At 59.9% G+C, this 21,830-nt stretch carries 19 protein-coding genes; 9 read left to right on the top strand and 10 right to left on the bottom strand.

The genetic code is table 11. The annotated features are described in order from the left end of the window. Positions 1–5: 5 nt before the first annotated feature. The 3 genes from GH784_RS04360 to GH784_RS04350 all read right to left on the bottom strand — a co-directional run bounded on the left by GH784_RS04360 (position 6) and on the right by GH784_RS04350 (position 3,192). Complete coding sequence (locus GH784_RS04360) at positions 6–890, bottom strand: AraC family transcriptional regulator (RefSeq protein ID WP_003518205.1); 885 nt, start codon at positions 888–890, stop codon at positions 6–8. A gap of 378 nt (positions 891–1,268) precedes the next feature. Continuing rightward, positions 1,269–2,306 (bottom strand): NAD(P)-dependent alcohol dehydrogenase, encoded by a 1,038-nt coding sequence (locus GH784_RS04355; RefSeq protein WP_065705764.1) that lies wholly within the window; start codon positions 2,304–2,306, stop codon positions 1,269–1,271. A 295-nt stretch (positions 2,307–2,601) separates the two neighbouring features. Next, positions 2,602–3,192 carry a TetR/AcrR family transcriptional regulator gene (locus GH784_RS04350; protein ID WP_065705762.1) on the bottom strand — a complete coding sequence of 197 codons (591 nt, stop codon included), beginning with the start codon at positions 3,190–3,192 and terminating at the stop codon, positions 2,602–2,604. Positions 3,193–3,313: 121 nt separating this feature from the next. Here GH784_RS04350 and GH784_RS04345 point away from each other — a divergent pair, with 121 nt between their 5' ends. Further along, entirely contained in the window at positions 3,314–4,540 is a 1,227-nt protein-coding gene (locus tag GH784_RS04345) for an MFS transporter (RefSeq protein ID WP_065705760.1), read from the top strand. Positions 4,541–4,624: 84 nt separating this feature from the next. On the opposite strand, the gene GH784_RS04340 is transcribed toward GH784_RS04345, so the two are convergent. Genes GH784_RS04340 through GH784_RS04315 form a run of 6 tightly spaced genes read right to left on the bottom strand, consistent with a single transcriptional unit; the run spans position 4,625 to position 10,680 of the window. Beyond that, the gene (locus tag GH784_RS04340) at positions 4,625–5,467 is read right to left on the bottom strand and encodes an amidohydrolase family protein (protein WP_060642853.1); all 843 of its coding nucleotides are present in this window, start codon (positions 5,465–5,467) and stop codon (positions 4,625–4,627) included. A 25-nt stretch (positions 5,468–5,492) separates the two neighbouring features. After that, positions 5,493–6,482 (bottom strand): aldo/keto reductase, encoded by a 990-nt coding sequence (locus GH784_RS04335; protein WP_065705758.1) that lies wholly within the window; start codon positions 6,480–6,482, stop codon positions 5,493–5,495. Then, a complete protein-coding gene (uxuA, locus tag GH784_RS04330) occupies positions 6,479–7,672 on the bottom strand; it encodes a mannonate dehydratase (protein ID WP_065705756.1) in 1,194 nt (397 codons plus the stop codon). The genes GH784_RS04335 and uxuA overlap by 4 nt, the downstream gene beginning before the upstream one ends. Before the next feature lie 3 nt (positions 7,673–7,675). Then, on the bottom strand, positions 7,676–9,148 hold the full coding sequence (locus tag GH784_RS04325; RefSeq protein WP_065705832.1) for a mannitol dehydrogenase family protein: 1,473 nt from the start codon (positions 9,146–9,148) through the stop codon (positions 7,676–7,678). A 19-nt stretch (positions 9,149–9,167) separates the two neighbouring features. Further along, positions 9,168–9,908, bottom strand: coding sequence for an SDR family NAD(P)-dependent oxidoreductase (locus tag GH784_RS04320; RefSeq protein ID WP_003518213.1), 741 nt, complete (start codon positions 9,906–9,908; stop codon positions 9,168–9,170). Positions 9,909–9,930: 22 nt separating this feature from the next. Beyond that, a complete protein-coding gene (locus GH784_RS04315; protein ID WP_019566872.1) occupies positions 9,931–10,680 on the bottom strand; it encodes a GntR family transcriptional regulator in 750 nt (249 codons plus the stop codon). 151 nt (positions 10,681–10,831) lie between these two features. Here GH784_RS04315 and GH784_RS04310 point away from each other — a divergent pair, with 151 nt between their 5' ends. From GH784_RS04310 to GH784_RS04295, 4 genes are all read left to right on the top strand, one after another. Further along, positions 10,832–11,872, top strand: a complete 1,041-nt coding sequence (locus GH784_RS04310) for a sugar ABC transporter substrate-binding protein (RefSeq protein ID WP_019566871.1) — start codon at positions 10,832–10,834, stop codon at positions 11,870–11,872. 139 nt (positions 11,873–12,011) lie between these two features. Beyond that, positions 12,012–13,052 carry an ABC transporter permease gene (locus tag GH784_RS04305; RefSeq protein WP_019566870.1) on the top strand — a complete coding sequence of 347 codons (1,041 nt, stop codon included), beginning with the start codon at positions 12,012–12,014 and terminating at the stop codon, positions 13,050–13,052. Positions 13,053–13,062: 10 nt separating this feature from the next. After that, complete coding sequence (locus GH784_RS04300; RefSeq protein ID WP_019566869.1) at positions 13,063–14,040, top strand: ABC transporter permease; 978 nt, start codon at positions 13,063–13,065, stop codon at positions 14,038–14,040. 4 nt (positions 14,041–14,044) lie between these two features. Further along, the gene (locus tag GH784_RS04295; RefSeq protein ID WP_153793215.1) at positions 14,045–15,586 is read left to right on the top strand and encodes a sugar ABC transporter ATP-binding protein; all 1,542 of its coding nucleotides are present in this window, start codon (positions 14,045–14,047) and stop codon (positions 15,584–15,586) included. 55 nt (positions 15,587–15,641) lie between these two features. Here the strand turns inward: GH784_RS04295 and GH784_RS04290 are convergent, their stop codons facing one another. Further along, complete coding sequence (locus tag GH784_RS04290; RefSeq protein ID WP_065705754.1) at positions 15,642–16,628, bottom strand: GlxA family transcriptional regulator; 987 nt, start codon at positions 16,626–16,628, stop codon at positions 15,642–15,644. 140 nt (positions 16,629–16,768) lie between these two features. Between GH784_RS04290 and GH784_RS04285 the strand changes: the two genes are divergently transcribed. Genes GH784_RS04285 through GH784_RS04270 form a run of 4 tightly spaced genes read left to right on the top strand, consistent with a single transcriptional unit; the run spans position 16,769 to position 21,809 of the window. Continuing rightward, positions 16,769–18,019, top strand: a complete 1,251-nt coding sequence (locus GH784_RS04285) for a sarcosine oxidase subunit beta family protein (protein WP_003518227.1) — start codon at positions 16,769–16,771, stop codon at positions 18,017–18,019. A 10-nt stretch (positions 18,020–18,029) separates the two neighbouring features. Beyond that, positions 18,030–18,320 carry a sarcosine oxidase subunit delta gene (locus GH784_RS04280; RefSeq protein WP_003518230.1) on the top strand — a complete coding sequence of 97 codons (291 nt, stop codon included), beginning with the start codon at positions 18,030–18,032 and terminating at the stop codon, positions 18,318–18,320. Further along, positions 18,317–21,241, top strand: a complete 2,925-nt coding sequence (locus GH784_RS04275) for a sarcosine oxidase subunit alpha family protein (RefSeq protein ID WP_065705752.1) — start codon at positions 18,317–18,319, stop codon at positions 21,239–21,241. Before GH784_RS04280 ends, GH784_RS04275 begins: the two co-directional genes overlap by 4 nt. Further along, on the top strand, positions 21,234–21,809 hold the full coding sequence (locus tag GH784_RS04270) for a sarcosine oxidase subunit gamma (protein ID WP_065663424.1): 576 nt from the start codon (positions 21,234–21,236) through the stop codon (positions 21,807–21,809). The genes GH784_RS04275 and GH784_RS04270 overlap by 8 nt, the downstream gene beginning before the upstream one ends. Positions 21,810–21,830 lie beyond the last annotated feature (21 nt).

The following is a 21,830-nucleotide window of genomic DNA, read 5'->3' as shown; positions in this document are numbered from 1 at the left end:
TTGGTTTAATCCGCCATGACCGCTGCCTTCTGGGCCGCGAACACCGTACGAAACCTCGATGGCGACATTCCCTTCAGCTTCAGGAAATGCCTGTTGAAATTCGAAAGGTTTGAAAAGCCCACGTCGTAGCAGACTTCCGCCACCTTCACGTCCTGATCCACCAGAAGCATCTGGCAGGCCAGATCGATGCGCAGCTGATTGCGATAGCGCACCAAAGTCGTTCCCGTATGTCGCTTGAAGGCACGGGAAAAGGCACTCTGGCTCTGGCCAACCATGTCGGCCAGATCGATTTCCTCGACCTGTTCGGTCAGGTGCTGGCGCAGATGCGACAAGGCGCGGTTGATGCCGCTATCGCCGATGCCCGTCAGGTCCAGCTCGTAGCTCAGGCTCGCCAGCACCTCGGGCGCCGGCGCATTGACCAGCAGATCGAGAATTTCCCAAAAAATCGCAAGACGCTTCAACCCCTGCGCCTCGATCAAACGCAGTATCAGCGGGCGAACGCGATCGCTGGTCTCATCGTCGAACAGAATGCCGCGGCGGCTGCGGTCCAGAAGGGCGCGAACTACCTCCATCTCGGACATGGAAGCGCAGGCATCCTCGATAAAAGCTTCCGGAAACTGGATGACGAGAGAGCGCGTGGGAACGATCTCGTCCGGCTCGATCTCGCTGATCCAGTTTTGAGGGAGATTTGGGCCAGTCATGATTAGCTGGCCCGGGCCGAAGCGACCGACGAAATCGCCAATGTAGAACGTGCCTGACGTCGCCACGACCAGATGAATTTCATATTCGGGATGGTAATGCCAGCGCACGGTGCGGAACGGATAGCCATGCCGCCAGGCGGCGAAGGATTCGCCCTTGCGGATATGTACCAGTTCCAGATCGGGCTGCATCGATGTTTCCTCCCATCGGTCACGTCCGCCGTATTCGCGGAGCAAAGCCATTCCTCTTTATGGCTCGTCCCAGGCGTTGATGGGGAGCATATGGCCTGCGGCACATTTACTTCCACATCATACCGGGGAAATTACCGATACTTTTTTGACTGTTTTTTGTCAGAAATTGAAGAGTGCCGTGCATCCGCCGACAACTAAGCCAGCGGTTGCGCCCATTTTTTCGCGCAGTTGCACGCCATACGCCCAGAAAATGCGCATCTTAAAGATCGATGTGATGATTTTTTAAAGCTCGACCCGCCGATCACCAGCAGGTCGAGCTTATACTTTTCCGAAGGGTTTTTGACGCCCCTGCATCGGCAGGCGGCTTGCCGGAAGGGATTATTGCGGCATCAGAATTTGCAGCTTCACGTCCGTTTCCCTTGCCTCCACCGCACGATCAAAACCGGCAATGCTGTCTTCGAAGGGAATGGTCGCGGAGATCAGCGGCTTCAGATCGACCTTGCCGGACGCGATGAGAGCGATCGCACGGTCATACACATTGGCGTAGCGGAAAACCGTCTCCACCCGCAGCTCTTTTGCCTGCAAGCCGACGATATCGACCGGCACCGGATCGACCGGCATACCGACGAGGACGATGGCGCCGCCGGGACGTGCGAGTTTCGCCATACCGAGCACGGCGGGTGCAGCGCCAGAGCATTCGAAAACGACATCGCAACCCCAGCCATCCGTCGCATCAGCCACGGCCTGCGACAGGTCACGTTCGCGGATGTTGACGGTCTCGATGCCGTCATAGGCTGCGATGATATCCAGCTTCGGCTGGGCAAGATCGGCAACGATAACCTTTGCGCAACCGCCGGCTAGCGCCGCCAGCGCAACCATCATGCCGATCGGACCGGCGCCCGTCACGATGGCAACATCGCCGGGCTGAATACGCGCCCTGAGCGCTGCCTGCATCCCGATGGCGAAGGGTTCCACCATGGCGCCTTCGGCAAAGGAAACGTTGTCGGGCAACTTGTATGTAAAGGCGGCGGGATGAATGACTTCCGGTGTCAGGCAACCGTGAACGGGTGGCGTTGCCCAGAAGCTGACCGCCGGATCAACATTGTAAATGCCAAGTTTGGAGGCGCGCGACGTCGGATCGGGAATGCCCGGCTCCATGCAGACGCGATCACCCGGCTTCAGATGCGCAACCTCGGCACCGGTCTCGATTACCGTTCCGGAAGCTTCATGGCCCAGCACCATCGGCGCATGCACAACGAAATGGCCGATCTTGCCATGGGTATAATAATGGACGTCCGAGCCGCAAATCCCGACGGTATGGGTACGGATGCGCACATCCTTGGGTCCGAGCTTGCCGGGAATGTCGAACTCCCTGAGCGAGAGCTTTCCTTTTTCTTCCAGCACCAGTGCTTTCATCTCATCCTCCGTAGTTTGCGAAAGGCCTTAGAGCGAATTCAAACAGCGTGATGCGATGCAATTTCGACAAAAGTAAACAGAAATCAGCCGGATCGGCCGGTTTTTCTTCAAGGAGGAAAAACTGTATCGATGAGCCCGCAATTTCTTATCATCCCTGGCGCGCCAACGAGTCTACGGGGGAGAGAGACAGCACGATTCGCTCAGCGCGCTTCGGGGAATATCGCCGGCTCAGGGTTACCCACTCAGCCGGAACGAGATTGACACTGATGTGTACGCAGAACCGGCGACAAGCGGATCAGCGTGTGATCCTCAGCCCTTCCAGAAAGGTGCGGAAACTGTCGACGGCGCGTTTCGAGGTCGTTTCGGGGTCGTCGGAATTCGCGATCCACTGGGCTGCACTGCTGCTCGCCGCATTGATGAAACGCGCACAGGCCTCCGGATCAATGTCGACGATCGTCCCTTCCTGCTTCAGCGCATCGAGACTTCGCGCAACGGCCGAGATACAACCATTGGCATTTGGCCAACGTGAAGGGTCGCCGAGAACGGCTGGCCCATCACGGAACATGATCCGCTGGATTTCCGGCTCCAGAGCCATGAGAATGTAACCGACATTTTCCTCAACGAAACCCTCCCAACGCGTCGCGGCCCTAGACGAGATGTCACAGAGCCTTTTCGTCATCTCGGCGTCGATCTCACCCACAACCGCCAGCAGCAGGCCTTTCTTGTCGCCAAAATGATGATAAAGCGCGCCGCGGGTCAGCCCTGCTTCGGCAGTGAAGTCGTCCATCGAAGCGTCGGCATAGCCGATGCTGCCAAATGCCTTGCGGCCAGCGACCAGAAGCTTCGCCCGCGTCTCGGCAATCATTTCACTGCGAGGTTTGCGCATTTTTTCTCCGAATTCTACATACGTCGCGTATACTAGTTGACATACGCGACGTATGCAATTATTTCATTTGCATACGCCACGTATGTTTGTGGTGGGTACTCCCTAAACAAGGTGCATCCCGATGTCTAATCCATATAGAGAAATTTTCCGGGCTCCGGGCGCCAAAGGCTTTTCCGCCGCAGGCTTCTTTGCCCGTCTTCCGATTGCGATGGCACCGATCGGCATCGTCGCCATGCTTTCCCAGACCCATGGTGAATATTGGCTTGCCGGTGCGGTCTCGGCAACCTTCGCGCTGACCAATGCCGCGGTTGCGCCGCAGATTTCCCGATTGGTGGACCGCAAGGGCCAGAGCAGCGTCCTTGTCCCGGCCACCATCATATCGGTCATCGCCTTTGCTATCCTGATTATCGCGACCAACCAGAGATGGCCTGCCTGGACGCTCTTTCTTTCGGCCTTCCTCGCCGCGGCCATGCCGAGTATTCCCGCGATGATGCGCGCCCGCTGGACGGAAATCTTCCGTGACCGGCCTGAGCTGAACACTGCTTTTGCATTTGAATCCGCCGCCGACGAACTTGTCTACATCGCCGGCGCCTCGCTCTCCGTCGGTCTCGCGGTCTCACTCTTTCCGGAAGCAGGTATGATGATCAGCACCGCCTCGCTGGCACTCGGTACCTTTGCCTTTCTGCTGCAACGATCGACCGAACCCAAGGTACGCAGTTTTGAAAGTGGCAGCAGGCAACATTCGGCTATCCGGCTGCGTTCGGTCCAGATCATCACGGTCGCCCTGATCTTCGTAGGGTCCACTTTCGCCACAGCCGAGGTAAGTGCCGTTGCCATCACCAAAGAACTCGGTCAACCGGAAGCTGCCAGCCTCGTCATCGGCGTCTATGCCATCGGTTCGTTTGTCGTCGGCCTGCTTCTGGGCGCGATCAACCCCAAAATGCCGCTGCAACGGCAATTGCTGATCGCCGTCAGCGTCCTTGCGCTCACCGCGCTGCCGCTCCTCTTTGCAAGCACGACAGTTTCCCTGCTTGCCTTCGCCGTATTCCTCAGCGGCGTTGCAATCTCTCCCATCTTCATCACGGCATTTGGCCTGATCGAGCGCCGCGTCCCGGAATCGATGCTGACGGAAGGCGTGACCTGGGTGATGACCGGCATCGGTATCGGCATGGCGCTCGGCGCCTTCATTTCCGGCTGGGTGATCGATAATTTCGGCCCGAGCAACGGCTTCTGGGTATCGATTGCCGCCACCCTGTCGACAGTCACCATTATCAGCCTCGGTCAGCGCAGCCTTTCTGGAGAGACCAACCGCTCTGCGACGACAACCGCAGCGCAGCCAGCCGAGTAAAGCACAGGCGTATGAAGCGCGCGCCGGCGCGCTTCTTGGCATATCCGGCCGACGCAATGCACAATCGGCATGAAAAGCTGCAAGCTATGTCGCCAAATAAAACAGTCTGGCATTGCGGTGGCCGATCGATGCCTGCTCGTCGGGCGAGAGCGTTGAAAGAAGCTCACTCGTCATACCGATCCATTCCGGTAGACCCGAGCCGAGATCGACCACCGGCCAGTCGCCGCCCCAGACCATTCTCTCAGGTCCGAACAGGTTGATCACGGTTTCCACATAGGGTGTCACGCTTTCCAGCGTCGCGCATCCCGGTGCACAATAGGCGGTGATGCCGGAGAGTTTGACGAAGAGATTGGGCAGCGTCGCCAAGTCGGCCATACGCCCGCTCCACTCCCGAAAATCGTTTCCGGCAATGTCCGGCGTGCCGCAATGGTCGAGCATGAAGCGCACATCGGGGCAGGCCCCGACAAGTTCGGCGGCAATGGCAAGCTGGCGGGAATGAAAACACAGATCGACCGGCCATCCGGCCTTTCCAATCGTGCGCACGTTTCGTCGGTAATTTTCCTCGCGGCTGAGGTCGTCGGGCATAACGTGGAGAATGCGCCGGAAACCGACCACGTTGAGGTGGCGGCACTCCTCCAGCCAGGCTTCGAAACCATTATCCGTTTCCGGTCGGCAACTGGCGATCTGGCCGAACATCGGCAAGCCACCCTCGCCGATCATGCTGGCGATGAGGCGAGCCTCAGCCTGATAGTCGCCGTCATCCACCCCGCTTTCCATGAAGATCGTACCCACTACGCCACATCCCTCGACAAGCGCTGCGTAATCAGCCTGGGTGAAGCTTCCCGCAAGGCTGGGCTCCCCTCGTGTCCAGGCATAACCGAGCTTGCCTCGCAAGATCAGATGCTGGTGAGTATCGATCAGATCCATGGCGTCCTCCTCCCTGTCGTTGCGGTCAATTTTCGAGGGCGAGCGCGTCGAAACCCGCCCAGGCGGCGTCCGGCACGGCCGTTTCGAAAATAGACAGGTTGCGCAAAAGGCTGTCCGGTTTTGCGGTGCCGATCAGGACACTTGCGACATCGGCATTTTGCAGCGGAAAATGCAGGGCAGCGGCCGCAAGTGCAACCCCGTGCCCGGCAGCGTGGAGCTCCATGGCGCGCACCCGCTCCATGACATCTGCTGCTGCTTCACTATAGTTGAAAGTCGCACCCGGCCTTGCACCCGTCGCAAGAATGCCAGAGTTGAAGACGCCGCCGATGACGAGCGAGGTGCCGGTTTCCGCACAACGCCCCAGCAGCTTTGCTGCAGCCGACCGGTCGAGCAGCGTGTAACGACCCGCCAGAAGAATGCAGTCGATCTCGTCTATCTCCATGAGGTTCAGACAAGCCGGAACCTCATTCACGCCAAGACCGAACGCGCCGATCCGGCCTGTCGCCTTCAACTCGTGCAGGGCCTCGATGCCGCTTTCGGTGAATATCCTGAAATGATGGCGATAGGCCTCTTCCCCAAGCGTGGTCTCCTCCAGATCGTGGACATAGAGAATATCCACTGAACCGAGACCAAGCCGGGCGAGGCTTTGCTCATGCGAGCGCATGATGCCATCATAGCTGTAGTCGTATTCCACCACGAAAGGCAGTGCATCGACAAAACCGTAATCCGGTGTCACGCCCGCTTCAGCCGGTTTCAGAATCCGCCCGACCTTGGTGGACAGCACGAATTCGTCGCGTGGTTTCCCCTGAAGAAAATCCCCGAGGCGGCGTTCGGAAAGGCCCTGCCCGTAATAGGGTGCGGTATCGAAATAGCGGATGCCGGCGTCCCAGGCGGCTTGCAGCGTCTCCATCGCATCTTCGCGGCTGACGCTGCGATAGAGATTACCGATACCGGCCGCGCCGAAGGAAAGTTCGCTCAGCGACAGCGCCGTGCGACCAAGTTTGCGGGTTTTCATGCGGCACCCTCCTCGCGGCGAAGCTGGCGCTCAATGGTGCGGATGACGCCGCGGAGTTCGCCGAGCCCCTTCATGCGGCCAATGTAGGAATATCCGGGATTGGTCTTTTTGGTGATGTCATCACCCAGCAGATGGCCGTGGTCAGGCCGCATTGGAATATTGGTGCGGCGGCCAGCCTTGGCGGCGGCCCGCTCCTCGCGCAACAATGCCTCGATGACTCCAATCATGTCCGTTCCGCCATCCAGATGATCGTCCTCAAAGAAGGAACCATCCGGCTCAACGGTCACATTCCGAAGATGGGCGAAATTGATGCGAGACGCGAACTCCCGTGCCATCGCCACAAGATCATTGTCGCTGCGGGCGCCGTAGGAGCCGGTACAAAGGGTGATGCCATTGTTCGGGCTTTCAACGGCCGAGAGAATGGCGCGAATATCTGCAGGTGTCGACACAACGCGCGGCAGGCCGAACAGGGAGAACGGTGGATCATCAGGGTGGATGCCGAGATGCACGCCCACCTCTTCCGCCACCGGCACGACCTCTCTCAGAAAGGCCAGAAGATTGCCCTGCATGGTCGCGCTGTCGACGCCATCGAACGAAGCAATCAGAGCGGCGATGGATTCGCGCGTCTGCACCAGGGCGCCGCCCGGCAGGCCGGCGATGATGTTACGCTCGAGAAGCGACTGGTCATCTTCGCTCATTTGCGCAAAACGCTTTTCGGCTCGCGCCACGAGCGCAGGATCGTAATTTTCAGCAGCACGAATACGCTTCAGGATGAAGACGTCATAGGCGACGAAATCCGCCATTTCGAAGCGCAGCGCCAATCCGGTATTGCGTGCCTGCCAGCGCAGGTTCGTGCGTGTCCAGTCCACCACCGGCATGAAATTGTAGCAGACGACGGGAACACCCGCGCGACCGAGACGGGAGAGTGTATCTTTCCAGCGCGCAATCGCCTTCGGCGCATCGGCATCGCCGCGCTTGATGGACTGTTCCATCGGAATGGATTCGCAGACACTCCATTCCAGACCGGCCGCCTCGATCATCGCCTTGCGTTTGGCGATCTCTTCGGCCGGCCACGCCGTGCCGTCGGGGATCTGGTGCAGCGCCGTTACAACGCCGCTGGCGCCGGTCTGCCGCACATGCTGCAAGGTGATGGGGTCCGATTCACCGAACCAGCGCCAGGTTTCCTTCATATTCTACTCCTCCGAAAAATGCCGTTCGATGGCGCCGAGTGCGCCGTATTGGACGATGTCGCGATAGACCGCCCGAAGCGCCGTTACGAATGCCTCATCCGCCTGCCATTCAGGCCCGAAGACGCGACGGAATGTTAAAAACCGGTCGATGACCGCGTCCTGCTCTTCGCCGTTGCCGGTGGGTGCACTCCATTCGGAAAATGCCGGATCGGCCATGACAATTGCCTCTCCCCGCTCGTTCAGCGCTGCGCAGGACCGTATCCACATGGCAACAGCAAAAAGAGCGGCCGTATTCGGCGCGCCTGCGGCACGTAGCTCCGCAAGCGGCGCGAGAATGCGCTGCGGCACTTTCTGTGAAGCGTCAGAGGCGATCTGGGCGGCGCGATGACGAAGGGCGGGGTTGGCGAAACGCTGGCGCAGACCGGCAACATAGTCCGGTCCGCTGACGGCCGGGCTCAATGTCGAACCAACCTCCCGCCAGTAACGGTCGACGTAACCGCGTACACGCGCATCGGCATAGATATCGGCGATCGTCTCAAGCCCGCTGCATTGGCCGATTGCGGCCATGGCGGTGTGAGCGCCGTTCAGCATCCTGAGCTTCATATGCTCATACGGCTCGACCTCATCAACGATTTCGGCACCTGACAGCTCGATGCCGGGGCGACCGTGCGGAAAGCGATCCTCGATTACCCAGCGGAAGTAGGGTTCCGCAATTACCGGCCAGGCATCCTCGCAGCCGAGACGCGCCGTCACACGCTCGCGGTCAGTTGCGGTGGTGGCGGGCACGATGCGGTCCACCATGACGCAGGGGCAGGAGAGATTTTCCGCGATGAAGGCAGCGAGATCATTATCGGTGAGACCAGCCATCTCCACCAGAAGACGGTGCAGGATGCGACCGTTGGACGGAAGATTGTCGCAGGAGAGCAAAGTCAGCGGCACAGCCCCGGCGGCCCGCCGGCGTCTTGTCGCTTCCAGCAGAAAACCGAGCGCGGAGCGCGGCTTTTGCGGATGCGCCAGATCATGAACGACATCGGGATGGTCACGAAGAAGCGTGCCCGCCGACAAATCGGCGAGGTAACCCTTTTCCGTGACCGTCAACGTGACGATTCTGACCCGCGGATCGGTCATGGCTTGCAGCAGCCGCTCCGGATCCTCAGGAGCGACGATGGTCTCGAGGATTGAACCGACAATCCGCAGCGTTTCGTTTTCACCGTCACGCAGGCAGAATGTATAGAGATTGTCCTGCGGCGCGATGGCATCGCGAGTATCGGGGCTGCGCAGCGAGGCAGCGACAATGCCCCAGCCGGTTTCGCCACGCGCCAGGCAATCGTCGATGAAGACCGCCTGATGGGCGCGGTGAAAAGCGCCAACGCCGAGATGCACGATACCCGGTGTCACCGCTTTGCGGTCATAGGCGGGCAAAAGGACGTCGTTTGGCAGATGCGGCAACGCAAGGGACGAGAGGCGTTCTGTCATGGTCATTTATCTCCGTATCTCAGCCGAATTGCAGGCCGCCATTCATGTCAACGACAGTGCCGGTCATGAAGCCGGACAGCGGCGAGGCGAGGAAACCTACGGTATGGGCCACCTCCTCCGGCTGGCAGAACCGCCCGACCGGAATGGCTGCAAGCTGGCGCTGGCGGTCTTCCTCTGACAGTTGCTCCATGATCATCGGCGAAACCACATAGGCCGGCGCGACTGCATTGGCGGTGACGCCGAAAGGGGCAAGTTCGCGAGCGGACGAGTAAGTGAGGCCCACCAGCGCCGATTTCGAGACCGAATAGGCCGTGCCCGCCGTCAGGCCACCGGACTTCCAGGCATAGGACGAGATGTTGATCAGCCGCCCCCAGCGGTTTTCCTTCATGGCGGGAACGACGGCCTGCGTCAGCAGCAGGGCGGCATCGAGATTGACGGCCATCAGCCTGTGCCAGTCATCAAGCGTGGTCGCTCCCAGCTTGTGCGGCGACAGCACACCGGCATTGTTGACGAGAATGTCTATGACCTCGAAACGGTTGGCGACATCTTTCATGACGGCCTGCAGCGCAGTCGCATCGCCGAGATCGACGGCGACGGGATCACAAGCACCGCCAAACCCCTCCGCAAGCGCCGCAACAGCTTCGATGTCGCGATCGAAGGCGATTACCCTCGCCCCTTGCGCGACCAGCGCCGCAACCACGGCACGGCCGATGCCGCCACAAGCGCCTGTCACGAGCGCCGTCTTGTGTTTCAGTTCCATTCTGTCTCCTCCACGTCCACTATCAAATGGACAAATGCTTCCGCTCTTCTTCAGGCAACTGTTCGTAGATCACGAAAACCATATCCAGATGCGTCACCAGCGCCTTTTCCGCACCTTCGGCATCGCCACGATCGAGAGCATCCACGACTGCCAGATGCTCTTCGATGACGGCGGGCAATCGTTCCGGCTTTGCCCAATAACGATGGAACCGCGACAGGGTCACCTTGGCGGCAAGGATCGCCTGCCAGACACCTTCGCGACCGGAAAACGTGCCGAGCAGGCGATGAAACGCCTCGTCGGCATGGAAGAAGCCGGATGCGTCGTTGGCGGCAATCACTCTTTCCTGCTCGGCGATGACGTCGCGCATCGTACGGCTCATTTCTTTCGTCCACTTCGGCGCGACTTCGCGCAGCAAAGCCACTTCGAGTGAACGGCGGATAAAATGGCTGTCCTGAATTTCGCCAAGCCTGATCGGCGCAACAAAGCTGCCGAGTTGCGGATAGACGTCCACAAGACCCTCTTCCGACAGGCGCTGGATCGCGGCACGCACCGGGGTGCGCGACACCGAAAACTGACGGCAGATCGAGTTTTCACTGATCGGCGCACCGGGCGCTAGGCGGACCTCGACGATCGCCTGACGCAACGCCGCATGAACCTGATCGGCAACCGAGCCATAACGATTGACCACAAGCTCCACGCTTTCGATTCCGGAGCCGGGGGCCTCTTGATGAGAGCCGCGCCCAGTGAAACCGGCAGTGGTGTTTTTCGTCATGAACGCTCCCCTTCAAAAGGCGGTCGTGAAAATCTCATTGCTACTTGGATACAAGTATACTAGTGTCCATGGTGCTTACGCAAGTCGGCTGTTGGGAGAAAGAGCGATTAAGGGAGGTTCCAGTCGCTTTTTTTAAGGAGCAGGCCGTTTCATGGAGGAGAAAAACATGACGTATTTCATGCGCAGCCTCGTCGCTGCCGCAATCATCGGCGCGGGAGCGTGCGGTGTCGCGCAGGCGGCGGACGCCAGCAAGATCGCCCTCGTTCCGGGCGGTCCGCACCCTTATTTCGCCGCCTGGGAACAGGCCGGCAAGGACGCGGCCAAGGACTTCGGCCTGGCTGGCGCCGACTATAAGGTGCCGCAAAAGTGGGAACTGGCACAGCAGAACCAGCTTCTCGAAAGCCTTCTGAGCCAGGGTTATAACGGCTTCCTGATTTTCCCAGGCGATCCCGTCGGCGCGGTCTCGACAGCAGAGGAACTGACCGGCAACGGCGCGAATGTGATTGCTGGCGCCGGATGCTTCAAGGACCCCTCGCCCGCCGCCTTCTGCCTTGGTACCGACACCGGTAATTCCGCTTATCTCGGCACCAAGGAGCTGATCAAGGCGATGGGAGCGGGCAAAAAACGCATCGCTCATTTCACCGGCTTCCTTGTTGACCCCAACACCCAGCTTCGTATCGATGCCGTAAAAAAGGCAGCTGACGAAGCCGGCGCCGAGGTCGTTCAGGTCATCGCCGATATCGACGCGCCGGAACCGGCGGAAGAAAAGATCAGCGCCTACCTGGCCGCCCACGCTTCCGAAGTGGACGGTATCGTGACCACAGCCTGGGTTCCTGCTGTCGTTGCCTCCAACGCACTGCGCAAGATCGGCGACAAGCGTATCCACATGGTCGGCATCGACCACGACGAAGTCGTGCTGAAAGCGATCAAGGACGGTTTCGTCGACGGCACGATGCTTCAGAACCCCTATGGCCAGGGTTATATCGGCGCGTTTGCACTGAGCAAACTTCAGGCCGGCTGCAAGGTGAAAGAAGATGCGCCGTTCAAATCCAATGCGCTGACGACCAAGTTCATCGATTCCGGCACCGCCTATGTCGATGCCGCCAAGGTGGACAACTACATCGATGCCATGCGCGCCGAGACTAAAAAGCTGCTCACCAACTTCGATACGACCTATCTGAGCTGCAACTAATCATGCCTTGAGCAATTGCCGGGCGGCAAACGACCGCGCCCGGCAATCTGCCCCGCCAGAAAATATTCTTTCAGGCGGCAGCGCAATGACCAGGCGACCCGCGCAGGCGCTTCGGGCGAACCAATACCGGGACAGTTTCATGACCGTGAACGATACTTTGCTCACAAAGGGCTCGCAGGAGGGCGACAGACGAATGGGGTCCAGCCTTTCGCAAGGCCGCTTTTTTCTGACCAATGAATTTGGCCTCATTCTGCTGATCGTCGTCTTCGCCGTCATTTTTGGCGTCGCGGCCAGCGGCTTCCTTTCGCCTTTCAATCTGTTCACGCTTGGTCGCAGTGCCGCGATCAACATCATGATCGGCCTGTCGATGATGGCGGTGATCGTGACTGGCGGCCTCAATCTTGCCGTTGGAGCGATCGGCGTCTCGGCGGCCATGGCCTGTGGTTATCTGATCGAGGTGCTTGGCGTGCCGTGGCCGCTCGCCCTCATTGGCGGTCTCGCCACCGGCGCGGCGCTCGGTTTCGTCAATGGCTGGACCGTCATCCGCACGGGGCTGCACAGCTTCATCATCACGCTTGCCACCATGAGCATCTTTTTCGGCGTGATGATCTTCCTGACGCGCGCCGAGGCCTACCGTGGCCTACCGCCGATCTTCGCCGCCTTCGGAAAAATGAAGCTCGCGACCTATTTCTCGCCGCTGCTTCTCGTCACGCTCGCAACGGCGCTTGCCCTGTCCTTTCTCTACCGACGCACCGTTCTTGGCCGCGAAATGCTGGCGGCAGGCGCACGCCCGGAAGCGGCGGAACTTTCCGGCATTCGGGTCGACCGTATCTTCATTGCCTGTCACATGCTGTCGGGCCTGCTTGCAGCACTCGCCGCCCTGATGCTGGTGACGCGCACGGGCGCCGCCATTCCTTCCATGGCAGGCCAGCTTGGGCAGGACTGGCTTCTGCCAGCATTTCTCGGCCCGGTTCTCGGTGGCACGCTTTTGCAGGGCGGCAAGGTTTCGGTGCTCGGCACCTGTCTTGGCGCACTTTTGGTCACCATGCTCACCAGCGGCCTGCTGCTGCTTCAGCTCGGTGAATTCTGGGTCCAGACATTTCTCGGCCTGCTGCTGTTGCTAGCGGTTTTGATGGACAAGGCGCGGCGAAGCTATCTCGCCCGACGTAACCTGGCTTGAGGACTGGACGATGAAGACCGACAACACCCTTCTACGCCTTGCCAGAACCGACTGGTTCGGCCCTCTATTGGTCACGGTGCTGGCAATCGCGCTTATCCGCAGCTTCAGCCCCAACTTCCTCTCTTCCTTCAACATCCAGATTTTGCTTCTTGCAATCGCGGTCAATGCGCTCATCGCCTTTTCCCAGATGATCATCATTGCCATTGGCCAGATGAACCTGTCCGTGGGCGCAATCGGCGGACTGGCGGCAATATCCTTTGCGGGACTGATGCAGGTCTGGGGGCTTCCGGCACCGGTGGCCGCCATTGCTGCGGTACTGATCGGTGTTGTCTGCGGCATGCTCAACGGTCTGCTGATCGCCATCACAGGCATTTCCGCCTTCGTCATCACACTGGCGACCCTGTCGATCTACAAGGGTATCAACCTCGGCATCACCCGGGCGGAGCCGTTCTACGGCGTGCCGGAATCGGTGAAAGCCTTCGGCTCGGCACTGCTCGTTGGCCCGGTTCCGTGGCTCGCCGCACCCACCATCATCATTGCATTCGCGCTGTGGTTCATGCTGCGCCGCCAGCCGATAGGCCGCTTCATCCTTGCCATTGGCGGCAACAGCCATGCGGCAGAGCTTTCCGGCATTTCGATCCGCACGACAATGATTGTGGCGCACGGCATTTCCGGCCTCCTGGCGTCGGTCGCCGGCATTCTGCTCGTATCCCGCCTGCAGATCGGCCAGCCGTCCATTGGCGATGACTGGCTCATCCTGTCCTTTGCCGCACCCGTTATCGGCGGTGCCGTACTGGCTGGCGGGCATGTCAGCGTGGGGGCGACCCTGCTCGGCGTCGTCATCGTTGCCATCATCACGCAGGCACTCGTGCTGTTCTCCATCGATCCGTTCCTCGTGCAGGTGGTGCTTGGCGCAATGATCCTCGCCGCCGTCGGCATCAACCGCCTGCGCGAAACGCATCTCGGCAAAAAGACAGGAAAGGCCTGACATCATGGACAAGCAACCTGTTTTTCAGGCGCGCAACATCGAAAAAGTGTTTCCCGGCGTTCGGGCGCTCAAGGGCGTCAATCTTTCGCTGGAGCCGGGATCGATCCACGCGTTGCTAGGTGAGAACGGCGCCGGCAAATCGACGTTGATCAAGGTCATTACCGGCGTCCACCATCAGAGCAGTGGCCAAATCCTTGTCGATGGGCAGGAAGTACGCTTCGGCAACCCGCGCGAGGCCATTGCCCGCGGCATCGGTGTCGTCCATCAGGAACGCAACCTCATCCCGCGCTTCTCGATTGCCGAGAATATCCACATGGAAAAGCTTGGGGCGCACTATCTCAAACCCATCGACTACGCCGCGCTGAACCGCGACGCACGCCGCTGGCTGCAGGCTCTCAATCTGGAAGTCGATCCGGCGATGCCGGTATCCGAGCTTTCCGTTGCGCAAATGCAGCTCGTGGAAATTGCGAAGGCGCTTTCCCTGCAAAGCCGGGTTCTTTTGCTCGACGAACCCACGACATCGCTGACCCCGAGCGAAACGGACAACCTCTTCCGCATTCTGCGCCGCCTGCGCGATGATGGCGCAAGCCTGGTCTTCTTCAGCCACAAGTTGGAGGAGGTTCTCGACATTTGCGACCGGGTGACGGTGCTGAGGGATGGCGAAAACGCCTGCGAAAGCCGGTCGATGGAAGGTCTCGGACGCCAGGACCTGGTGCGCCTGATGATTGGCCGTGCCGAAGGCGGCGGTGGCTGGCGCAAACGCGCGGTCGAGCACAATCCGCTGGTGCTTGAACTCAAAGGTGTTTCTACCGCAATCGGCCATCGCGATGTCAGTCTTTCCGTGCGCAAGGGTGAAATCGTCGGCCTTTACGGGCTGGTGGGCGCTGGGCGCACCGAATTGGCAAAATCGATCATGGGTAAATTCGCCGTCACGGAGGGCGAAGTCCGGATCGAAGATCGCCCGGCCCGCATCCGCTCCGTTGCCGAAGCCATCCACGAATACGGCGTCGGTTACGTCAGCGAGGACCGCAAGGGTGACGGCCTCATTCTCCAGCATTCCGTTCTCGCCAATGCGGGCGTTCCCATCTGGCGCAAGCTCTCAAACGCATTCGGCGTGCTTTCCGACAGCCGCATCCGTGCGGCGGTCACCCCTTTCCTGCAGAAACTTGAGGTGAAGACGCCGAGCCTGAGCCAGACCGTGGGTAATCTTTCCGGCGGCAACCAGCAGAAGATCAGCGTCGCCAAGTGGCTTGCCGCCGACGTGAAGCTGCTGATTGTAGACGAACCTTCTGTTGGCATCGACATCAAGACCAAGGCCTATCTGCACGATCTGCTGCGCGAGCTTGCAGACGGCGGCACCGCCATTCTCGTCATTACCAGTGACATGCCGGAGATGGTGGCACTGGCCGACCGCATTGTTGTCATGGACCGCTATCGGGTTAAAGGCGTGGTCGAAAACAATGGCGTCTATGCCGATATGAGCGAGGGTATCATGGGCTTGATCCATGATGCGGAGCGCGAAACGGCCCTTTCACGTCAGGCATGACGCACGGCCTTGCCGAAGTGTCATCGCAAAAACCGCACGCTGTTCCGGTAGGGCGTCAGGTACCATCGGACGGCTGCTCGAAATCTCTCCCGGCACGACGCCTTCTGCTGGGCGGGACGCCGTATTTCTGGGTGTAGCAACGGGTGAAATGGGCAGCGGTCGAGAACCCCGTCAGCAAGGCCACGTCAACGATCGAAAGCGAGGTCTGCTGCAGCAGCTCATCCGCCTTTGCCAGCCGAAGACCACGGTAAAAAGACATCATGGACTGGTCGAAATGGCTGGAAAACAGACGGTGGAGCTGGCGAATACTGCTGCCGCACAATTGGCCCAGCTGCTCCGGCGACAGGGGATCCGCAACATGGGTCGTCATGAGTTCAATTGCAGCTTCGAGTACCGGGTGGTGGACGTTGAAACGTTGGCCGGCGCGGCCCAACTGAGGCTCATCGGCCGTTCTCAAACGCGGATGTATGAACCATTCGCTGACATCGCGCGCGAAGGCAGAACCATGGTCTTTCGCAATAAAAGCCCCCATCATGTCAATGGCGGCAACGCCGCCCGCGCAAGTGTAGCGATCGCGATCGATGACGTAGAGCGCACGCTCGATCAGGAGATCGCTGGCATATTCACTAAGCGGATCGATGTGGGTCCAGTGAACGGTAAAACGTCTGCCCGTCATCAGACCGGATTTAGCAAGGATCGCCGCGCCGCCGGAAATGCCTCCGAGCTTGACACCCCGCTGGTTGAGCGTGCGCAGGTTGCGCACAAGTGCCGGATCTTCATAGAGCATGGGATTTCCGCCCGCGACGATGAAGACCAGATCCAGCTTCTCAGACAAAGCCCGCGAAACGGGCGCGGTATCAAAACCTCCGCCTGACGTGGATGCGCCAAACCCGCCATTCGCCGAATAAAACCGGCAATGGTAGAGCGTTTTGCCGGCAAGGTGATTGGCCGCGCGCAGCGGCTCAACCGCCGCAGCCAACGACATCAGCGCATAACCCTCAATGAGTATGAACCCGATCGACATCGACCCTTCGGCGTGCATGACCTGCTCCAAGACAATCCCCAGGGCAAGCTTAGCCGACTTGGCCAAAATGGACAATAATGCGTCCGTCACGGATAAAAAAATCGTGCGGTATCGCGCTATAAACTTGGACAACCGCCCTGTTTTCGAGGAACACAGATTTGCGCTATTCGGCTCTCCAGGTTTTCAAACAGGCCCTGACCGGCCACAAGGGCTGGCGCCCACTGTGGCGGAACCCCGATCCGCAACCTCATTACGATTTCATCATTGTTGGCGGTGGCGGTCATGGACTTGCAACGGCCTATTATCTAGCCAAGACCTTCTCCAAGTCGCGGATCGCCGTTCTGGAAAAAGGCTGGCTGGGATCAGGAAACATCGGGCGCAACACCACGATCATCCGCTCAAACTATCTGCTGCCCGGAAACGAGCCATTCTATGAGTTTTCGATGAAACTCTGGGAAGGGCTTGAACAGGAATTCAATTTCAATGCGATGGTAAGCCAGCGCGGCATTGTGAACCTGTTCCACACCGACGCGCAGCGCGATGCCTACCGCCGTCGCGGCAACGCCATGCTGCTGGCCGGTGCGGACGCGCAACTGCTGGCGCAAGACGATCTCCGCGCTATGATCCCGTTTCTCAATTTCGACAATGCACGCTTTCCGATCAAGGGCGGCCTTTACCAGCGCCGCGCTGGAACTGCCCGCCACGATGGCGTTGCCTGGGGTTACGCGCGTGGCGCCGATCTGGCAGGGGTCGATCTTATCCAGAACTGCGAAGTCCAGGGATTTCGCATCGAGGATGGAACGATCAAGGGCGTGGAAACCAGCCGTGGCTACATCGGTGCCGGAAAGGTCGGCGTCGCCGTGGCGGGATCGACCGGCCGCGTCATGGCCATGGCGGGCATGCGTCTGCCTATTGAAAGCCATGTGCTGCAAGCCTTCGTTTCGGAAGGGCTGAAGCCGACCATACCGGGCGTCATAACCTTCGGAGCAGGCCATTTCTACGTCAGCCAGTCCGACAAGGGTGGCCTGGTCTTCGGTGGCGATATCGACGGCTATAATTCCTATGCCCAGCGCGGCAATCTGCCCGTCATCGAAGATGTCGCCGAGGGCGGCATGGCGCTGATGCCGATGATCGGCCGGGCGCGCCTGCTGCGCATATGGGGTGGCATCATGGACATGTCGATGGACGGTTCACCGATCATCGACCACACGCCTGTGAAGGGCCTCTATCTCAATGCCGGCTGGTGTTACGGCGGCTTCAAGGCGACGCCGGCCAGCGGCTATGCATTCGCGCACCTGCTGGCCACGGATACCCCGCATGATACGGCCAAGGCCTACCGGCTCGACCGGTTCGAAAAGGGCTATGTCATCGACGAAAAGGGCGCCGGTGCCCAACCGAACCTTCACTGAGGCTTGAACAATGCTGATCCCTCACCCACTGCTCGGGCCGCGCGACGCTCAGGAATTCACCTATCTCGGCGATGCCGCCCTGTTGCGTCGACCGGACGGAATGGCCGAGAGCGCTGCGAAAGACTTCAACGATTATGTCTATCTGCGTGACAATCCCGCCGGCCTGCATCGGGAACTGTGGTTTCACGAACAGGGTGATCGCAGCTGGCTCGTGGTCACGCGAAACACCGTCACCCATGAAATCCTCGGAGCGGAACTCGCAAACGAGGTGGCGCTCCGTCAGAAGGCAGATGAAGCATGAGACTGAAGGACGGCTTGATCGACCGCAGCAAGGTGCTGCATTTCACCTTCGATGGAAAGAATTATCAGGGGCATCCCGGCGACACGCTCGCCTCGGCACTTCTGGCAAACGATGTCCGCCTGATGGGGCGCAGCTTCAAATATCATCGCCCCAGAGGCGTGATCTCTGCCGGCTCAGAAGAGCCGAATGCGCTGGTCGAATTGCGCACGGGATCGCGGCTGGAGCCGAATACCCGCGCCACGACGGTCGAACTGTTCGACGGGTTGGAGGCGAAAAGCCAGAACCGCTGGCCGTCCCTGTCTTTCGATGCCCTTGCGATCAATGATCTGTTTGCCGATTTCCTGACCGCAGGCTTTTACTACAAAACGTTCATGTGGCCGAAGGCGTTCTGGGAAAAGCTCTATGAGCCCGCCATTCGCAAGGCTGCGGGACTTGGAAGCCTGTCGATGAAACCGGACCCCGACAGTTACGACAAGGGGTTCCTTCACTGCGATCTGCTGGTCATCGGCGCCGGAGCGGCCGGTCTGGCTGCTGCCCTGACCGCGGCGCGTGCCGGTGCCAAGGTTATTCTGGCGGACGAGGACAATCGCCTCGGAGGTCGCCTGCTTGCAGAGAGCCACCTGCTCGACGGCGCCCCTGCAACCGACTGGATCGGAACGCTAGAGGCGGAGTTTTCAACCCTGCCGAACCTGCGCGTCATGCGCCGCACCACGGTTTTCGGCTCATTCGACCATGGCATATTCGGTGCGGTCGAGCGGGTTTCCGACCATCTTGCCGCACCTAAGGGCGTACGCCAGTCCCTCTGGCGCATCACTGCAAAGCGCACGGTGCTTGCCGCCGGGGCGACAGAGAGGCATATCCCGTTTAAAAATAACGACCGGCCGGGGATCATGCTTGCCGGTTCGCTGCGTGCCTATGCCAATCGCTGGGCAGTCAGTCCGGCAGGCAGGGTCGCAATCTTCACCAATAACGATGACGGCCATCGGACCGCTGTCGACCTGGCTGCGAAAGGTGTCGAGATCGCCGCAGTCATCGATCCGCGCCCGGATGCGCGGGCGCTTGCGGAATACCGCCTGATTGCGGGGGCGACAGTTACCGGCAGCAAAGGCAGGCTGGGGTTGGTTTCCATCGATGTCCGCAAGGATGGCTATGACGAAACCATCGATTGCGGTGCGCTTGGTATCTCCGGGGGCTGGAACCCCAATGTTCATCTTACATCGCACCAGCGCGGTCGCCCGTTATGGGATGACGGGCTACAGGCATTCCTGCCCGGTGACGTACCCTCGCATATGCTCGTTTCAGGGGCCGCGGCCGGCAAAGGCAGCACGGGGGCGGCGCTGATCTCCGGTGCATCCGCTGCCATAACGGCTCTGGAGCAAATGGGGATCGCCGCATCCAGGCCAGCCCTGCCGGAGGCCGAGGATACGCAAATCGGCATCAAGCCCCTGTGGCATGTGCCGGGGAAAGGGCGCGCCTGGGTCGATTTTCAGAACGACGTCACGGTCAAGGACATCAAGCTCGCCCATCAGGAAAACATGCGGCCCATCGAGCATCTCAAGCGCTGGACAACGCTTGGTATGGCAACTGACCAGGGCAAGACATCGAATGCCACCGCATTGGCGATCATGTCCGAACTGACGGGCAAATCGATACCGGATACGGGTACGACGATTTTTCGCCCTCCCTATACGCCGGTTTCGATGGCGGTACTCGGCGGCGGCGACACCGGCGCACATTTCCGTCCGCGCCGCCTGACACCCAGCCATGCCTGGGCTGAAGCGCATGGCGCCGTTTTCGTCGAAGTCGGTCAATGGATGCGTGCCCAATATTTCCCTCAAGCCGGGGAGACCCATTGGCGGCAATCCGTCGACCGCGAGGTTCTGGCCACCCGAAAGGGCGTCGGCATCTGCGATGTGACGACGCTTGGCAAGGTGGATGTTCAGGGCGCCGATGCGGCTGAATTTCTCGACCGTCTCTACTGCAATGCAATGAAGAGCCTCAAGGTCGGCATGGTCCGTTACGGCCTGATGCTGCGGGAAGACGGCCACGCCTATGATGACGGCACCTGTGCCCGTCTGCGTGAGGATCATTATATCGTCACCACGACCACGGCCCAGGCCGGCCCGGTCTATCGTCACATGGAATTCGCCCGCCAATGCCTGTGGCCGGAATTGGATGTGCAATTGATCTCGGCAACGGATGCCTGGGCACAGCTCGCAGTCGCCGGTCCGAACGCCCGCCGCCTTATCGAACGCATTGTCGATGGTTTCGACCTTTCCAACGCAGCCTTTCCCTTCATGGCCTGCGCCGAACTGACGGTTTGCGCGGGATTGCGAGCACGGCTGTTCCGGATCTCGTTTTCAGGGGAACTTGCTTACGAGATTGCAGTCCCCGCCCGTTACGGTAATGCCCTGATGTCCCGGCTGATGGAGATCGGTGCGGATTTTGGAGCCACCGCCTACGGGACGGAAGCGCTTGGTGTCATGCGTATCGAAAAAGGCCATGCTGCCGGAAACGAGTTGAACGGCCAGACGACGGCGCAGATGCTGGGCATGGGCAGGATGGTTTCGGCCAAGAAAGACGCGATTGGTACCGTCATGACTCGCCGCGAAGGGCTTGTCGGCGAAAGCCGGGTGCTCGTCGGCCTGCAGCCGCTTGCGGCAACGGACCCTGTGGTGTCAGGTTCACATCTGTTTACCCGCGGCGCCAGCCAGAATACCGAGACCGATCAAGGCTGGATCACATCCGCCTGCTATTCGCCCAACCTCGGTTTCAGCATCGGTCTTGGTTTCCTTGCCGATGGTGCAAACCGTATCGGAGAGATCGTCGTCGCGGCCAACCCCTTGCAGGGACAGTCGGTCGAATTGCGTGTGGTCTCGCCCCATTTCATCGACCCTGAGGGAGAGAGACTCCGTGCCTGATTTGAAGCCGACAACCGCACTCGGCGCGCAAACTTCGCGGCGCGCCCGCCATGGCACGCTGCGACTTGAGGAAAATTCGGGGCTTGCCCTCGCATCGCTCAGCCTGCGCCGCAACGTCAAAGAACCGGTGCCTTTTGACCTCACCTTGCCGGGTCCCGGAAAATGGGTCCAGCAAGGCACGGTTTCAGCTTTTTGGACGGGGCCGGGCCAATGGCTGATTGAGGCCGCAGACCGGGCCGAAACGGATTTCGCCGCAGAACTCGCGAGCCTTTGCCCTTCCTGTTCCGTGACTGAACAGACCGATGGCTTCGTCGCCTTCGAAATCGAGAGCGACGCAGGCGAGGCGCCGATTGTCGCGCTCATGCAGAAGCTGGTGAACCTCGATCCCTCGGTATTCGGGCAAGGGGCCGCCACGCGCACAGGCATGGAACATATGAGCGTTTTCGTCATCCGGCGCGCGCCGGACCGCCTTGCCATCCTCGGCATGCGCTCCGCTGCGGAAACACTGTGGCATGTGATCGAGACTGCGATCCGTCGTCAGGCGGAACTTCTTGGCGCTGCCGCATAAAGCCGGACTGCAAAGCCACCA

This window comes from Agrobacterium tumefaciens (assembly GCF_009649785.1).
GTDB lineage: Bacteria > Pseudomonadota > Alphaproteobacteria > Rhizobiales > Rhizobiaceae > Agrobacterium > Agrobacterium tumefaciens.
This window is presented reverse-complemented; position numbering and strand designations above follow the sequence as displayed.

Bases quoted from the DNA above. Each gene is read 5' to 3' on its own strand.
- GH784_RS04345 (WP_065705760.1), top strand. From the start codon at position 3,314: ATGTCTAATCCATATAGAGAAATTTTCCGGGCTCCGGGCGCCAAAGGC.
- GH784_RS04340 (WP_060642853.1), bottom strand. From the start codon at position 5,467: ATGGATCTGATCGATACTCACCAGCATCTGATCTTGCGAGGCAAGCTC.
- GH784_RS04360 (WP_003518205.1), bottom strand. From the start codon at position 890: ATGCAGCCCGATCTGGAACTGGTACATATCCGCAAGGGCGAATCCTTC.
- GH784_RS04320 (WP_003518213.1), bottom strand. From the start codon at position 9,908: ATGGAACTGAAACACAAGACGGCGCTCGTGACAGGCGCTTGTGGCGGC.
- GH784_RS04335 (WP_065705758.1), bottom strand. From the start codon at position 6,482: ATGAAAACCCGCAAACTTGGTCGCACGGCGCTGTCGCTGAGCGAACTT.
- GH784_RS04275 (WP_065705752.1), top strand. From the start codon at position 18,317: ATGAGACTGAAGGACGGCTTGATCGACCGCAGCAAGGTGCTGCATTTC.
- uxuA (WP_065705756.1), bottom strand. From the start codon at position 7,672: ATGAAGGAAACCTGGCGCTGGTTCGGTGAATCGGACCCCATCACCTTG.
- GH784_RS04350 (WP_065705762.1), bottom strand. From the start codon at position 3,192: ATGCGCAAACCTCGCAGTGAAATGATTGCCGAGACGCGGGCGAAGCTT.
- GH784_RS04290 (WP_065705754.1), bottom strand. From the start codon at position 16,628: ATGCACGCCGAAGGGTCGATGTCGATCGGGTTCATACTCATTGAGGGT.
- GH784_RS04280 (WP_003518230.1), top strand. From the start codon at position 18,030: ATGCTGATCCCTCACCCACTGCTCGGGCCGCGCGACGCTCAGGAATTC.
- GH784_RS04325 (WP_065705832.1), bottom strand. From the start codon at position 9,148: ATGACAGAACGCCTCTCGTCCCTTGCGTTGCCGCATCTGCCAAACGAC.
- GH784_RS04300 (WP_019566869.1), top strand. From the start codon at position 13,063: ATGAAGACCGACAACACCCTTCTACGCCTTGCCAGAACCGACTGGTTC.
- GH784_RS04315 (WP_019566872.1), bottom strand. From the start codon at position 10,680: ATGACGAAAAACACCACTGCCGGTTTCACTGGGCGCGGCTCTCATCAA.
- GH784_RS04305 (WP_019566870.1), top strand. From the start codon at position 12,012: ATGACCGTGAACGATACTTTGCTCACAAAGGGCTCGCAGGAGGGCGAC.
- GH784_RS04295 (WP_153793215.1), top strand. From the start codon at position 14,045: ATGGACAAGCAACCTGTTTTTCAGGCGCGCAACATCGAAAAAGTGTTT.
- GH784_RS04310 (WP_019566871.1), top strand. From the start codon at position 10,832: ATGGAGGAGAAAAACATGACGTATTTCATGCGCAGCCTCGTCGCTGCC.
- GH784_RS04355 (WP_065705764.1), bottom strand. From the start codon at position 2,306: ATGAAAGCACTGGTGCTGGAAGAAAAAGGAAAGCTCTCGCTCAGGGAG.